At 38.3% G+C, this 15,340-nt stretch carries 12 protein-coding genes and 1 pseudogene; 1 reads left to right on the forward strand and 12 read right to left on the reverse strand.

Going from position 1 to position 15,340, the window contains the following annotated elements; translation table 11 throughout:
- Positions 1–7 precede the first annotated feature (7 nt).
- From ACNO7B_RS18455 to ACNO7B_RS18500, 10 genes and pseudogenes are all read right to left on the reverse strand, one after another.
- Positions 8–1,201 (reverse strand): MFS transporter, encoded by a 1,194-nt coding sequence (locus tag ACNO7B_RS18455; protein ID WP_181891601.1) that lies wholly within the window; start codon positions 1,199–1,201, stop codon positions 8–10.
- A gap of 760 nt (positions 1,202–1,961) precedes the next feature.
- The gene (locus ACNO7B_RS18460) at positions 1,962–2,222 is read right to left on the reverse strand and encodes a hypothetical protein (RefSeq protein WP_417901813.1); all 261 of its coding nucleotides are present in this window, start codon (positions 2,220–2,222) and stop codon (positions 1,962–1,964) included.
- Positions 2,223–2,645: 423 nt separating this feature from the next.
- Complete coding sequence (locus tag ACNO7B_RS18465) at positions 2,646–3,185, reverse strand: DUF2247 family protein (RefSeq protein WP_417901814.1); 540 nt, start codon at positions 3,183–3,185, stop codon at positions 2,646–2,648.
- A gap of 330 nt (positions 3,186–3,515) precedes the next feature.
- Entirely contained in the window at positions 3,516–3,845 is a 330-nt protein-coding gene (locus ACNO7B_RS18470) for a hypothetical protein (protein WP_045033619.1), read from the reverse strand.
- Between the two features lie 10 nt (positions 3,846–3,855).
- Positions 3,856–4,878: pseudogene (locus tag ACNO7B_RS18475) on the reverse strand (pre-toxin TG domain-containing protein); the annotation flags it as partial.
- Between the two features lie 233 nt (positions 4,879–5,111).
- Positions 5,112–5,429 carry a hypothetical protein gene (locus tag ACNO7B_RS18480; protein ID WP_017359949.1) on the reverse strand — a complete coding sequence of 106 codons (318 nt, stop codon included), beginning with the start codon at positions 5,427–5,429 and terminating at the stop codon, positions 5,112–5,114.
- Positions 5,430–5,450: 21 nt separating this feature from the next.
- A complete protein-coding gene (locus ACNO7B_RS18485) occupies positions 5,451–5,939 on the reverse strand; it encodes a hypothetical protein (RefSeq protein ID WP_417901815.1) in 489 nt (162 codons plus the stop codon).
- 94 nt (positions 5,940–6,033) lie between these two features.
- Positions 6,034–7,269: a TerD family protein gene (locus ACNO7B_RS18490; RefSeq protein WP_417901816.1), complete on the reverse strand. Its 1,236-nt coding sequence runs from the start codon at positions 7,267–7,269 to the stop codon at positions 6,034–6,036.
- Positions 7,270–7,642: 373 nt separating this feature from the next.
- The gene (bglA, locus tag ACNO7B_RS18495) at positions 7,643–9,082 is read right to left on the reverse strand and encodes a 6-phospho-beta-glucosidase BglA (protein ID WP_283933449.1); all 1,440 of its coding nucleotides are present in this window, start codon (positions 9,080–9,082) and stop codon (positions 7,643–7,645) included.
- 9 nt (positions 9,083–9,091) lie between these two features.
- Positions 9,092–10,990 (reverse strand): beta-glucoside-specific PTS transporter subunit IIABC, encoded by a 1,899-nt coding sequence (locus tag ACNO7B_RS18500; RefSeq protein WP_410684129.1) that lies wholly within the window; start codon positions 10,988–10,990, stop codon positions 9,092–9,094.
- Between the two features lie 155 nt (positions 10,991–11,145).
- Here ACNO7B_RS18500 and ACNO7B_RS18505 point away from each other — a divergent pair, with 155 nt between their 5' ends.
- Complete coding sequence (locus tag ACNO7B_RS18505; RefSeq protein WP_255234171.1) at positions 11,146–11,856, forward strand: GntR family transcriptional regulator; 711 nt, start codon at positions 11,146–11,148, stop codon at positions 11,854–11,856.
- Positions 11,857–11,905: 49 nt separating this feature from the next.
- On the opposite strand, the gene ACNO7B_RS18510 is transcribed toward ACNO7B_RS18505, so the two are convergent.
- Positions 11,906–12,928: a hypothetical protein gene (locus tag ACNO7B_RS18510; RefSeq protein ID WP_410684127.1), complete on the reverse strand. Its 1,023-nt coding sequence runs from the start codon at positions 12,926–12,928 to the stop codon at positions 11,906–11,908.
- Positions 12,929–13,035: 107 nt separating this feature from the next.
- Positions 13,036–15,222: an Ig-like domain-containing protein gene (locus ACNO7B_RS18515; RefSeq protein WP_417901817.1), complete on the reverse strand. Its 2,187-nt coding sequence runs from the start codon at positions 15,220–15,222 to the stop codon at positions 13,036–13,038.
- Positions 15,223–15,340: the final 118 nt, after the last annotated feature.

Raw genomic sequence — 15,340 nt, forward strand, 5'->3', positions numbered from 1 at the left:
TCTTTTTTTATTCGTGTATCATAATCCGGCGATATCGATTGAGGATATACATCGCCCCGATGATCGCAACAACAGCGACACCCGCATCAAATATAAAGATTTGCAAAATGGTCGCGTGGGTTTCGATCAAACCAGTGACAACCGGAATCACAATGGCGGACACTCCGCCTGCTGTTGAGATAATTCCTGTCATCGTCCCTTTGTTTTTCCAGAAGAACTCAGCCATTACGGTTAACGTCAGCTGAAAGACACCAGCTGTTGAAAAGCCCAATACAAATGCATTGACGGTCCCGATGACTGGAGACTTCACGACCAATAGCACACATATAGAAGCGAGTGTAATGATCGGATAGAGTAGCAGCACGGTGACCGGACGTACAATGCGGCGCAAAAGAAATGCGAGCAATAAGACAGACAGCAAACCGCCCATGCTATAGTAACTAAGCAGCTTCACAGCACTGCCAGAAGCCATTCCCAATATTTCCTCACCGTACGTAGGCAGCCAAATTTGCGGCAAGGCGTACAGACCATTTGATGTAAAACTGATCACAATCAGTGCGACCCCTTCTCTCCAAAATGTAGGCTCTGATGAGAAGCGCGGAAGTCCATCATGCTCCGTCACCTGAACTTGCTCCACCTTGCGATGATTCGGAAATGGCAATGTCCACAACATTATCACATTCACTAAATAGATAAAAGCAGGTACAAAAAACGCCAATCCATAAAACAGATCATGCTCTGCTAAAAAGAAAATAGCGAGCGGCAGAATGGTCGCCCCAATCGAAATAAACGCCTTCACCATCACATTTGCAGATCCCGAGTTTTGAGGAAAAGCTTCCATTAAAGCCGGATACGTCCCTGCATCCATCGCCGAATTCGCCACCCCTGCCAAAATCGCAAACGCAAATGCGATTTGATAATTCGGAGACAATGGGATTCCAATGAGGAACACCGCCATCAGCACCCCCGAAACCAAAATGACCGGCTTTCGTCCAAAACGATCTGACAGTACGCCCGATAAACCATACGTGAGCACCCTGCCAATACCGAGTGCAGATATCATATAACTAATCCCTGCACTATTTGTATCTAATTGTTTGATCAAAAATGGCATATTTGAAGCCAAAATAATATTGACCATACCTAATAAAAAATAATTGATATAAAGACTAGAAGCCGTTCTCAAATACGGATTCCTCATGCTGACACACCCCTCAACACATTGCAATGAAGTGACAAATAATGGTTACGCTTACAAGATTCATGCGTGAGGAGAAACAGCTTTGCAACCTTCACGTACTTGAAACATCTCATCATTTCATACAGCTTACATGCCCTTCATTTATCAAGCATCTCTTCAAATTTTCACTAGCTCTTATTTTATATGAATGTGAAAGGTAATGATAGTGAATTGCTTAAATTTGAGGGAAATGGTGATAGAAAAAAATTCCTCTAAACTCATATTCCCCAAAGACTAAACTCATAAAAATATGCTGTACGCTCTATGCATCATCCAAAATGAAAAATCTCTGCTATTAAAATGAAATCACCATATCCACTTGAGAATTTGATATGCTCAAGAAGTTTTTAAATAATGAAACACTTCATCTACATTCATCAAGAGCGATTCAATTTCATGATCTCAGAAAAACAGCAAGCGGGTTTTGTTTAGGAGTCGCAATCACCCTTAAGGCCATTTCCGTTAACAGTTGTGTAGGCTTTTCTATATGCTCTAGTTAGTTGTCTCCATGTATTTGACTTTTATGTTCTCTTGATTGCAGGAAAGTAAATCCCTTCTGACAAAACAAATGATTTTCTTTGATCTCTAAAAAAGGGGAAATGAAACAAACAGGCACCGAAAGAGTTTCGACAACTGGCTGTTTCATACGGTGTTTTGCTCCCAGTCTCACAAAAACGAGAGAGCAAGTCCCAAATGTGGGGGTTGTTCTCTTTTAGAGATACTATGAATGGCTTTGTATTCGCTCCTGTATTTTCTGGGTATGATCTTGATTTAAAATCATTGCCAATTCGGCCTCATTTAGAACAGATCCCCATCTAAAGATAATTTCACCATTCAAACCATACTTCAAAAAAAGCGCTTGATAATCTACTTCATGACTATTCTGATCCAATCCTGTGTAAAACAAACCTTTTATAGATTCCTCTGAGAGCATAGAATCCCTTCTACTGGCAATCATGAAACTAGATTGATACTGATCCATTATTCGCATTGCCTTATCTAAATCAGGTTGAGGTACTTTGGCCATACTGACATAAAATTGATTTTCTTGTTCATCTAAAAGTAATTCTGGCCCCTTTTCAAAACCTGAAGTATTTATTTTTGAATCAATTGCTTTCCATACTTCGGAATCTCTCTATTCGCGAATGTACATCATTTACTTTATTACTCAGAAAGATATAAAAATGGTAATTAGTTAATTGACCGCTAAAAATTTCGATTAGTTCATTTTGACAATAACTTTGAAAAGCCTCTATTCCACCATCATTTAAAAAGTGATATCCGTTTATACTATATACACTTAACTGTTTAAATTCATTTATTTTCTGATCTAACCACTTATAGTAGTTTGTCACACCTTGTTCGAATTCAAGTTTTATTTTCATTAGTCACCTTTAATCAGTAATTAAAATTGCTCGAATTGGACAACTGCTTTTTCTTTTTGTAAAAACTCATCAAAAAAAGATACTAATCTATTTATATTCTCTTCTTTTGAATATAGTAACGGATTATAACCATCTGAAGGAGGCATATAATGAATAAATGGTTCCATATCCTCAGGGTAACCAAAATCAGCGTATACTTCACACAATTCATCCAATAACTCTTCAGGTGACTTCTTATTTTTTTCTTTTAAGTGAGACGTTATACTATATCTCCATTTCCTTTTTTCAATGTCCCATGGGCTAGATTCTTCTTCTACCAAATCATTGTATAATTCTACTAATATCATTTGGAGTTTTCTATAATCCTCATCTGGATCACCAGCACCCCAAGCTAATTCTAGGATTAAAGAATTTTCACATTCAGTATGATTAGATAAGTATTCCAATGCATACTTGCTTATTTCTTTGTATGAGATCAAATCTAGCCTAATTCCTACATATATAGTTTTCCAATCAACTTTTATTTTGTGATGTTTTAAATGCTCTAATGAAAAATACATAATTTAATACATTCCTTTTGTGATTAGACAAACTAATAAATTAGATATTTTAAAAGATTTTTATCTCTGCCCTACACTTCGAAATAGTAAACATCAAATACCCTTTCTGCTAGTGAATGTTAAACCCCCTAACTTCCTGTGTTTCTGGTAAATGTCAAAGGTTTCATATACTTTATCTTATATACTGATCTACTTCTTCTACTGTTGAAATATCTTGTATAAAGAATAATTATTTATTCTGGTAGTATTATTGCTCCTTAAATACATTTGAATACCTCATATAAGTTAATCAACCTTCGTATTAAAGGTTTACTCAGTTAGGTTTAATTTTCACAAATTTAAAGTAGTCTTTACCTTGTCCAAAAGTAAATAAACTTGTGCCTTCTGTTCTGGAGTTTCAGCAACATACTCCATACAAATTTCTTCCAAGCAACTATAGAAATCTAGATTATCCATCACAATTTCATGATAAGATGCTGTGTCCATAAATATCATTACTCCATTATTAAATTCAACGTCCTCTGAATGCTCAGGAAGTTCGTATCCCATCATATGATCTTGCCAAGGTTCTCTATGGGACAAACACTCTAACACCTCAACTAAATCATTCTTCAAAAAAGAAAAAAAGTCTTGAACTATTGGCTGCATATTATTTAACATCAAGATCCTCCTAATTACTATATTTTTTCCATTCTAATACTGGATACAAACTTTCAATTTCCCCTGTTTTTGGATTTTTCCATCCTTCAAATTTTAAACCATTTGATTTACCTTGTATTACATGTTGACCGCCTCTAGTTACATACTCAGTACCATTTTCCATTGCCTCTTGGCCATATTTGTAAATTTGTTCATCAGTAAATACATTATCATCATATACAGTCTTCTTATGAGTAGAGGCTTTAAATTCTTTTGTATACATACCACGCTCTTGTTTTGCTATTTTATAGTACACATCATTTATTCCATGTACCGAAGGATGGCGTTCCTTTCTCTCCAATTTATAGGGAATTTCTTTTTCATTTAAATAATTGAAAAATTCCTTTTCATTATGACCACCACTTACACCTGTTTTACTAACACCTTCTGGTCGTATTAGATGATTTTTGCTATTGTCAGAATACTTATGTTTAAATCCATCTTTACCAGTACTATCCTTCATCCCCAGAGCCGCATTCATACTCGCTTCCTGCTGTTCTTTCGAGACTTTATTTCCAAACATATCTCGACCCGTAATCGCTTCGCTGAAGCCGTTTGTTGCGGTGAGGCCATATAAGCCTTTTTGTGATGTTTTCAACGCATCGAAAGACTTCTGTGATGTCTTGTAAATGTCGACCGCTCTTACTGCGGCTGAGGTGGCTTGAGTCGTTTTATAGACGGCTTTTCCGCCTTTGAAAATACGGCCCGCCCATCCGACGATCGGGATGTAGCCTGCTGCTGCCATGCCGCCTGCGGCGACTCGCTGGCCTGCGGTGAGTTCTTCACCTGTGATCGGATCGACGCCTGTTGCGGCACGTTTTGCATCGTTCACGCCTGTCAGTTCATTGACGATATTTCCTCCGTAATCAAGAGCTTTTTCATACCACGGACGGTTGGCTAGCGCTTCTTGTTCCTTTGCGATCTTGCGGGCTTCTTCTTGATCTTTTTTGATTTTTAGATATTCAGAAGTGTGCTTCTCAATAGTGCTCAATGCGTTCGTTTTGCTTGTCTCTATCATACGATGATCCACTCAGGAAAAAAATCCCCATTTTATCGTTTTTTCTAGGTATGAAGGCCAATAAACACAAAAACCTTGAAAGGCATATAGCCAGTCAAGGTATGATAACAATAACATTATATTTAGAAGTAACAACTACTTCACCTACTGATTTATCTGAGAGAATATCATAATTGTTTTATATTTCTTTCTAATACAATAAGGCTATTTTAAAGTAACTCCACTCCAACTTGTTTATAAAATTTAACTTTTAACCTCTCTTCTTCGTCCACGTTCATTACCATAGCTTTTTCATCTTTTTTTATACTTGTTACATTATTAAAATCACCTGTAAATACTATAGAATCATTAAATGTAATACTTAGACTACTCGTTTGCTTATATACATCTAAAGTTAAAATCACCTTGAAATTTTGGTCATCTTTGTAAGTATAAATTAATTCTCCATCATCTATATTGCCTGTTATACTCACCGGCTCACTTTGGAAAAGTTCTAATAGATCATATTCATCATACTTAATAAACATTCGTATTCATCCTTTTATTAATTATTTCGGTATAACTGTGATAACATCGCCTGCTTCATTTATAATAACTTTAACATCCAGTGTTTCATGAACAAACGTTCCACTTCTATTACCAGGTATCTTTTTCGTATTCATTATAGCGTCTTCAATAACTGAAGGTGGAATATTTCTTGGATCAACATATTTTTTGATGAAATCACTAAATTCTTTTGTTTGTGGTTTAAACCCTAATTCTTCAGCTTTTTTAATTGCTCTACTTGTTAAAGTAGCTTTTACTTCAGGACTATCAGGTGCCATTCTTTCCAAAGCATGCTGAGAATAACTTCTTCCATTTATTTCTCCTCCGCCTTTTGACATATTCCAACCAATTTCACCCGTACCCTTAATCCCCATTTTAGCCCAGATTAAGCCACTCCCTCCATTATTGATCATAAAGTCTATTTTACCTTGACCTCCAAAACGGAAAAATAGGCTAAATGACATAAAAAATGGAATGGACTCTCTATTCAATTTACCCTCTAAATTGGATAAACGAGTTTATTAATTGTAGGGATATAGAAAAGGCCAGACAGTTCATTATACTCTGTCTGGCCACATGTTCACGTTACTTATAGTCATTGATTGGTCCTTTATCCATCAAAACATCAATTTCATTTGAAGACTTCATTTTTAATTTAGGTCTGCGCTCGGAATTCGGCTTGCTGTAAAGCTCTAAAGGACGGATGATCACACCATCATTCGTGTTTTGAAGAATACCTGGAACACAAGAATAAATTCGATCATTGTCATTTGCATGTTTCGCGTGAATCGTGACAGACGTTCCTTGATGATTATCGATACTCATAGACACTCTATATCTATAGAAAGAACCTGTTCCATTTGATTGAGCAGAGTAAACAACGGGTACCACCGCAAGGATATCATCATTTAACCTTAGTTTAATGACTTCTGTTTTCATTGATTCACGATCTCTACCGACATCTCCCATATGCTCAACAGCCCCGTTACCGTAACTTTTGAGAGCGGGAACACCTTTTGCGCCAAACATGGCCACATCTATTTGTTTTCCTGACTTCGTATAGACCAATGCGTAGATATCATAATCGGTTCCAGACTCCCAAGATACTGTAGCCGTAATCTCTGGTGTTTTTTCAATGATGATCGGTTTATGACCTTTGTCTAGACTAATTTTACCTTGAACTTTCTCTAAGCTAATAGGTGCAGCGACTTTCTGTTTAGCGGCTGTTTTCATTGGAGCAGGCTCATTAATTTGTTTTTCAGAAACCATTGGAGGAGGTGTAGAAACATCCTGTTCATCAGGTTCAACCTCAACCCCATAAAGCTTGCATAGCCCTTCCAATCCAGAATCGAAGCCACGCCAGATGGATCGTGCTTTCGTTTCACTATTTCTTATGTATAGCTCTACTACGACAATACCCTTTTCATTTGTAAAGCTTACTGGTGTTAGGTATAGCACCTCATCACCTGTTCGAATTTCTGCTTGCAGATTCTTCACATGAGAAAAGCCGATTCCTCGATCCTCTGTTAGTGTAATAGCCATCTTTGTGATTCCGACAGGCACTTTGCTCATATCAAAATTCAATTGATGTCTTTTCAACTGATCTGATATCTCTGCTGGTAAAAGTGTCGCGACACCCGTAGCACTCTCCGGCTGATTGTAAAAAATAATGCCATTATCTCCTTGAACTAGATCTGAATCTGTTAAGAGAAACGCCGTTAAAGAAATATCAATTGCAGATGACACTTCATAACTGATGGATAATTGCCCCTTTGGAGAGTTTAGTACGGTATTGGCACCCATTTGCAGAGTTTGATTCATTTCAACAACTCCTATTCTTTATCTACCATTTATCGTTTTTATAGACCAATTATACCAAATAGTGCAATAGAACCTATTAATATCTTTCTCTCTTTTCATCTCTGCAATGATATGAGACAATGCTACCTAAAAACAAACTACTCTCGAAAGGAAAATCAATGTGTATAAAAAAATCATCCCAGCTGTTACAGTGATATTCGGTTTTTGGATTCTTCTTCAATTAACATTTAGTATTAATGTCTTTCACAATCCAATGAATTATTTTATTGTGATCACTCTCTTTTTTCTTTGTATTCAGGCTACATTGAAGCATAGGAAATAAAAAAACCCGAACAAGCGAATCCCACGCTCATCCGGGCCAGTCATTTCTTTATTACACTTCTTCACCATTTGTTGTGATGACGTTTTGATACCAAGTAAACGAATCTTTTTTAAGACGCTTCATTGAACCATTACCTTCGTTATCGCGGTCAACATAAATCATGCCGTAGCGTTTTTTCATTTCACCGGTTGTGAATGACACGATATCAATGATGCCCCAAGGTGTGTAGCCGATGAGGTCCACACCGTCATATTCAATCGCTTTTTTCAGTGCCTGAATATGAGAAGCGAGATATTGAATTCGCTCTGGGTCATGAATAGAACCGTCTTCTTCCACTTGATCAATGGCACCAAAGCCATTTTCCACAATGAATAGCGGGATTTGATAGCGATCGTAAAAACGATTCAATGTATACCTTAAACCTGTCGGATCAATGGACCAGCCCCAGTCACTTGATTTGATATACGGATTTTCTACACCATGTGGCAGTGCTCCATTAACAATGTCTCCGTTGTGATCAGATACTGCATCGCTTTTGACCGTTGTTGACATGTAGTAGCTAAAGCCAAGGTAATCTACTTTTCCTTTTCTTAAACTTTCTTCATCGCCTTCTTCAAATGGAATGTGATAGCCTTCGCGCTCAAATTCTTTTAACGCGTAGCTTGGATAGTAGCCACGCACTTGGACATCTGGGAAGAAATAGCGCTGTCTCATATATTCTTCTGCCAGCATGACATCCTCTGGGTTTGAGGAATATGGATAAATTGGCACGTGGGACACCATCGCTCCAATTTGAAAGGACGGATTGATCTCTTTTCCTTTTGCCACTGCCCATGCACTTGCAAGCAATTCATGATGGCCCGCTTGATACATGACTTCTTTGGCATTTTCGCCTTCTTTGATAGATACCCCTGAATTTGTCCAAAGGAACAACGGGTTGTTCACGTCCATTTTGTTATTGATTTCATTAAATGTCATCCAGTACGTGACCTTGTCCTTGTAACGATTGAAGCAAACTTCCGCGAATTTCGCGAAATATTCAGCGACTTTTCTGCTTCGGAATCCGCCGTATTCTCTTGCCAAATGAAGGGGCATTTCAAAGTGAGACAACGTAATGACAGGCTCGATTCCATGTTTAATCAGTTCATCAAACACATCATCATAAAACTGTAAGCCTGCTTCATTCGGCTCTTCTTCATCCCCTTTAGGGAAAATTCGGCTCCAGCCGATCGATGTTCGCAAGCATTTTAATCCCATTTCAGCAAACATGGCGATATCTTCTTTGTAACGATGGTAGAAATCAATGGCTTCATGGTTTGGATAAAAAGTTCCTTCTTCTATCGTTTCCGTGATCTGTCTTGGTACACCATGAGCACCTGCTGTCATCACATCTACAACACTCGGCCCTTTGCCAGCTGCATTCCATCCACCTTCGAATTGATGAGCGGCTAATGCCCCGCCCCATAAGAAATCTTTTGGTAAAGTCATTATCTATTCCTCCTATTTCACAATTGTCATCATGACGTCAGTTGGCTGACATGTCGAACGTTTCTCTACAATCACATCTTCGTATGCTTGGGTATTGGTAATGATAACAGGTGTAATTGTTTGTAATCCTTTGCTCTCAATTGCTTCCTGATCAAATGTCATCAACAAGTCACCTTTTTTCACCTTGTCGCCTTCTTTGATATTGAGTGTAAATGCCGATCCATCTAGAGAAACCGTATCAATTCCTACATGAACAAGTAACTCTACACCAAATTCAGAACGCAGACCAATCGCATGTTTTGTTGGTGCAAGCATGACGATACTGCCGTCAAACGGTGCAAACAGTTTGTTATCGGTCGGATGAATGGCAAAACCTTTCCCCATCGCCCCAGAGCTAAATACGGCATCTGGCACTTCAGATAACGAAAGCACCTTTCCTGTAAGTGGAGCCGTGATCATTTCTTCATTGTTCATAGAAGCTTGTGTCGTTTCTTCGTCTTGATCTTTAACAGGTGTTTCACCAGCTGACTGTTCTACTGTATCTTCTCCATATCCGAACATTTGAATAAGCACAACTGGTAAAATCAGCGCAATGGCCACACCAATCAAAATACCAATGATAGACGTTGGATAATCTGCACTGATTCCGTTCACAATGGTCAGCGGGCCAGGCAGCCCTGCATATGCAAAGTAATAAGGCGTAAAGAAGCTGGCCACAACCGCACCGACCGCTCCAGAAATACACCCAAAAATAAATGGCTTTTTAAAACGTAAGGTGACACCGTAAATCGCAGGCTCCGTAATACCGAAGAGTCCTGTGATTCCAGCTGAAACCCCAACTTTCCGTGTTTCCCGATTTCTTGCTTTTAAAATAACTCCCAGCACCGCACCGACTTGAGCGATAACAGCGATGGTTTGATATGCCTGAAAAGAGTCACGTCCATATTGTTCAAAGTTCGCAAGTACCATTGGCGTGATGCCCCAGTGAACACCGAAAATCACGAGTACTTGCCAGAAACCGCCGATAATGGCCCCTGCCAGAGCTGGTACATTTTCAGCTAAGACATTGTATCCGTTTGCAATTCCATTTGCACCTGCTGTCGAAAGAGGACCGATTAATAGAATAGTTAACGGAACCATGACGACCATACATAAAAATGGGACAAATAGCGGTTTGACGACTTCATGAATTCGTTTGTTTAAGAATTTTTCTACATAGGAAAGAATCCATACTAAGAAAAGCGGTGGCAAGACGGATGATGTATAAACCGTTTCAGATAAAGCAATCCCTAAAAAGGTCACACCTTCCCCTGATGCTACACGTCCAGCAATCTCTGTCCAAGAAGGACTGACAAGCGCAGCTGTACAAGCAACCGCGATATACATATTCGTTTTGAAATGCTTGGCTGCAGTGATCGCAATAAAAATAGGCAGGAACGTAAACGGTGCCCAAGAAATAAAGCTAAACACTTCATAAGTGCCTGTTTTCGAGAAGCTTGGAAATATCAAATTTATTAAGATAAGTGCACCTTGCAAAATACCAGCTGCGGCTAAAATATACACAAATGGCGCAAACACAGCGGACATGGTCGCAATGACCCGATTCAGTATCGTTCCTTTGTTTTCATTCGGCTGATCATCATCCGACGTTTGGAGCTGAACAAGGTTGGAAAAATGCTCATATACCTCACCTACATGCTGACCGATCACAACCTGAAACTGACCACCGTTTTCCACCACTGTAATGACACCAGGCATGGCGTTGACTGCTTCTTTTGCCTTTGGATTAGAACGCTTCAGCACCAAACGCAGCCTCGTGGCGCATCTTGCAGCACTCACCACATTTTCTTCTCCGCCAACTGCTTCTAAGATGTCTTCTGCAAGCTTTTGATAATCCCTCACTTTTGACATATAAAACCCCCCTTTATCACTACTAGTATATGTACATTATAATTATACCGGTACAATTTATCAATACATATATAATTTGAGTTTGCATATCAAAGAGAAATCGGGATGTGCTATAATACAAAGACAATAAATCGTGAAAACAAAGAGGAATGGCTATGTTAAAGTATCAACAAATTGCGAGCGATATTGAAAAATATATTGTCACACATGAGCTACAGCAAGGAGACAAACTTCCTGTGCTTGAGACGCTCATGAATCAATTTGCTGTGAGCAAAAGTACAATTATCAAATCATTAGATTTACTCGAAAGAAAAGGGATTGTCTATCAGGTGAGGGGCAGCGGCATCTTTGTGAGAAGGCATAGGCGCAAAGGCTATATTAGCCTATTATCCAACCAAGGGTTTAAAAAAGATTTAGAGGAATTTCAACTGACATCAGAAGTTCTCACGTTAGATACCGTCAAACCGTCAGAAGAAGCTGCGCTGAATTTAAACATTGAACCAGATGAGGATGTTTTCTATCTTAAACGCATTCGTTACATCAATGGACAAACTTTATGTTTAGAAGAGTCCTATTACCGGAAAACCATTATTCCTTACCTCAACACAGAAATTGCAGCCGATTCTGTATTTAAATTCATTAGTGAAGGCCTTGGTCTTAAAGTGGGCTTTTCTGACATGTACCTGCAAGTTGGCAAACTAAACGAAACTGAAGCGAAGCACCTCGGACTTAAACAAGACGATCCTGCCCTCCGCGTCGAGACCGTTTTCCATCTCACAAACGGACAGCCCTTCGACTTCTCGAAAATCACATATAACTACATGCAATCCCAATTTTTTATTCAGGCGAATAATTATTATGGGTGATGAAAGGAAAAAGCCCCTCACTTTTGAGGAGCTTTTTTTAATGCTGGCATCATTTGTAGTAGTTATAGTCATTGAATGTTGCGATCATATCTTCTTGTGTCCCTTTTTTCCCACGATTCGTATTAAAATATAACGTTCCGTCATCGAAATCAACAGCTTCTATCTCAAAAAGAGTAAATGCACTGCTCGTTATTCGGAAAGATAGGTCATTTCTAGTAAACAAATCTTTTGAAAAATCTTTTGTTGTTGTTCCCTTTTGCTCTTTGATCATTTGGTTGATATTTAACGGATACGTGAGAATAACACTCACGTTAGAAGCCCCTCCGTTGGTATCTGGCTTAGATAAAGGGACATATAATGTTCCTTGGTAAAAAGAAATTCCTTGAAGAATGTACTTCGACACATCTACCACTGATTGATTGATCACTGCTTTTGTATAATTTAATGTAAATGTGGCCTCATACTCAAATTTCCCTGTTTGATCATTAAAATCTCCAATGAAAAAGCGATTGCCAGACCTCACAATAAATTTGTCTGCTCCAACAGAATACGTGATGCCGCTAACTGATAAATTCGTTCCCTGGTACTGAAGGACATAGGCTTTAGCCACTTTGTATGTACTTTTTTTCGTGTTCACTTGTAGCTTTACGATCTTTTTTACATACTTGACACCATCGGTCATAGGGGCTACATAAATACTAACTTGCTCATCTCCTTTTTGGGCTTTGACAGCTAAGTCATTGGCATGTCCTAAATCATAGCTAGTACTATTCGTGTCAGAGTTTTTAAGAAGCTTCACTGTTCTATTGCTTGACGAGCTGTTCATTTTAATAGAGTACAATTGTGTCAGCTGGGTTGAAGTATTTATTTTTGCAGCATAAATCATATTATTGTTACGGTCGACACACATTCCTTGCATAGAGGTGTAGAATCCAGAGCCTGACATTCCAGTATACGTTGTATATGTGTTGAAATAACCGGATTGAGCTTGAACACTAGAAGACCACATACTGCAACAAAAGATAATAGCCGTTAGGACGACATATTTTATTTTTTTCAAGATTGGCACCATCCTATGATTGGAGTTATTTCAAAAATACGATCTGAACGTAAAATCGTCACCCATAAAACGAATGACGATTGTTATAGAAATGAAGTGTTACAAATTATTAGGGAAATCTACTTCTCAGCCTTAAACGACTTTACCGTCTTACTACTCTCTGACATGCCTTTTCCTGTAACGGTGACGTAGATCTTTCCGCCCTTAGCGCCTATTTGTTTGATGGTCACCTTCACAACCTTACCTTTAGAGACCGTTGACTGACCAATTAATTTTCCTGATTGGTTATAGATTTTGACAAGGTCCTGTTTCGCTAATTGACTAACGGTGATCACGTCATTTTTCTTCTTGTTGTTGACGATGTTGATTTGGCTGCCTTTTAATGCAGAGGATGGCTCACCTTTAAAAGAAACAGTCTGTTTTCCACTTTCCAACATCTTGTCACTGCTTCGTGTAACAAATACTTTGCCGCTCTTAGCCCCAACTTGTTTGACGTACAATTTGATGGATGAACTGTTCGCCGGTTTTGATGTGGCAAGTAATTTACCGTTTGTTGAGTAAACTTTGATGACGTCTTTTTTCTTAATCTTACTCACTGTAATGACGTCTTTTTTATTTTTAAGATTATTGATTTTGACCTGGTTGACTTTTAGAGCGTCTGATTTTTCACCCTGATAGCGAATTGGTACTCGATTTCCCTCTTTTAGACCAGGCTCTTTCATGCTGATATAAAGCGTTCCACTTGTTTGACCCAATTGTTTCATGGAAATCGTCATGTTCGAGCTCGATGCAGTTTGCTGAGCAATCGCTGTTCCACCAGAAGCTTGTTTAAAGATTTTGATGACGGATTGTTTTTTGATTCCTTTTATCGTTACCGTATCGTTTTTCCCTTTATTGTTCGTCACCTTCACTTGAGATGCTGCAAGAGGAGATGTGAAGATTTTTTTGACGGTTACGACTGGGAGGGAAACCTTCCTCTTCCCGCTTTGCAACGTGATCGTTACTTTAGAACCTTTTGTTAATTTTCCCGTTTTTAATTTAAAATTTTTCCCTGGGGTGATTGGAAATGGGCCATATTTCTTTTTTGTGGAACTTATGCTGAGCTTGGACATGGCTTTTATTGTACTATTTGTAGAATCTGATTGTACTTCTACAACAGCATTAGACCCAAAGGTGCTGAAACCATTAATTGTATCACTCGAATCATCTATATCTTCTACATAAACTTTCTGTACATCTTCTTGAGATTGATCTGTTTCACTTGGGTTATCTGCCATGAACGTCTTTACTGTAATTAAGTCACCACCGATTAATTTTGAAACAGTAACGTCATAGACGCCATTAGAGTCTGTCTGACCTTCTCCAATGACTTGCCCCTCTCCATTTAATACCTTTATGATACTATCTGGAGTGGCGGTTCCACTCACTGATGTTGATAACTGAGTAAACGGGTTCAATGTTGGAGCTGTCGACTTAACATAAAAGAAATCCCTTATCAAAACGTTGTCATAAGCTGGTTCAATAATTTTTACCTTGTTTCGGTCTAAGGCCTTTAGGGTTGCTTTGTCTACATTAAACTCAAAATTACCCTCTTCATCTGCTATCATGGACTTAATAATGTCGTTTGTTTCATTGTTAGCAAAGATGATCTTTGCGTAAGGAATACCTGTCTGACCTTTTAATGATTTAGACCATTTTGTCGTAGGGCCCAGTGAGAATTTCTTAGGATTAATGATTTTTTTATATACGTCGATATTACTGCCAGTTGTCATTTTGACTGTCAGGAATGTTCCAGCGGTTAGTACAGGTGGCAACTTTAAATGGATAGCATCATTGAATGTCCCTGACGCAATCACTTTACCATCTTGCATGACCTCAACTTTTGTGTTCTTCACTGTTTTCCCAGTTAACTCTTGAGAAGTATCATATATATCATCTAAAGAGCTAAAAGAGCCTTTGAATACATATACGTTATTTGATGCAAGTAAGGTACCGCTTTGATCATACGTATCTAAATTCAAGGTTTGACCAGCAGTCGCTTTACCAGAAAACAATTTAAAATTTCCTTTACTATCTGCTTTTGCGTAATCGTGATATCTAGATTTCCAGTCTCTAGGAAGACCCCAATCTCCGAATGCAACGATTGCGTTAGGAATTGTCTTACCTGTCAGATAATCATCACCATATTGATAACGATCAACTGTTGTTATTGTTCCACCCTCTGCGGCACTCACATTTTCTTGTATATGAAAACTCAACATCATCATACAAAGAATAGAAGCTACTACTTTCAGGACTATTTTCATAAATATATCCTCTCATTTCCTATTAATGTTTTTATATACAAATATTATACATTTTAACCAATATAGGTACAAGGTTTAATGTTGAGCCTAAAGACTTATATAAAATCCATATTCATAG

Source organism: Bacillus sp. AK25 (assembly GCF_048270685.1).
Taxonomy (GTDB): domain Bacteria; phylum Bacillota; class Bacilli; order Bacillales; family Bacillaceae; genus Bacillus; species Bacillus altitudinis.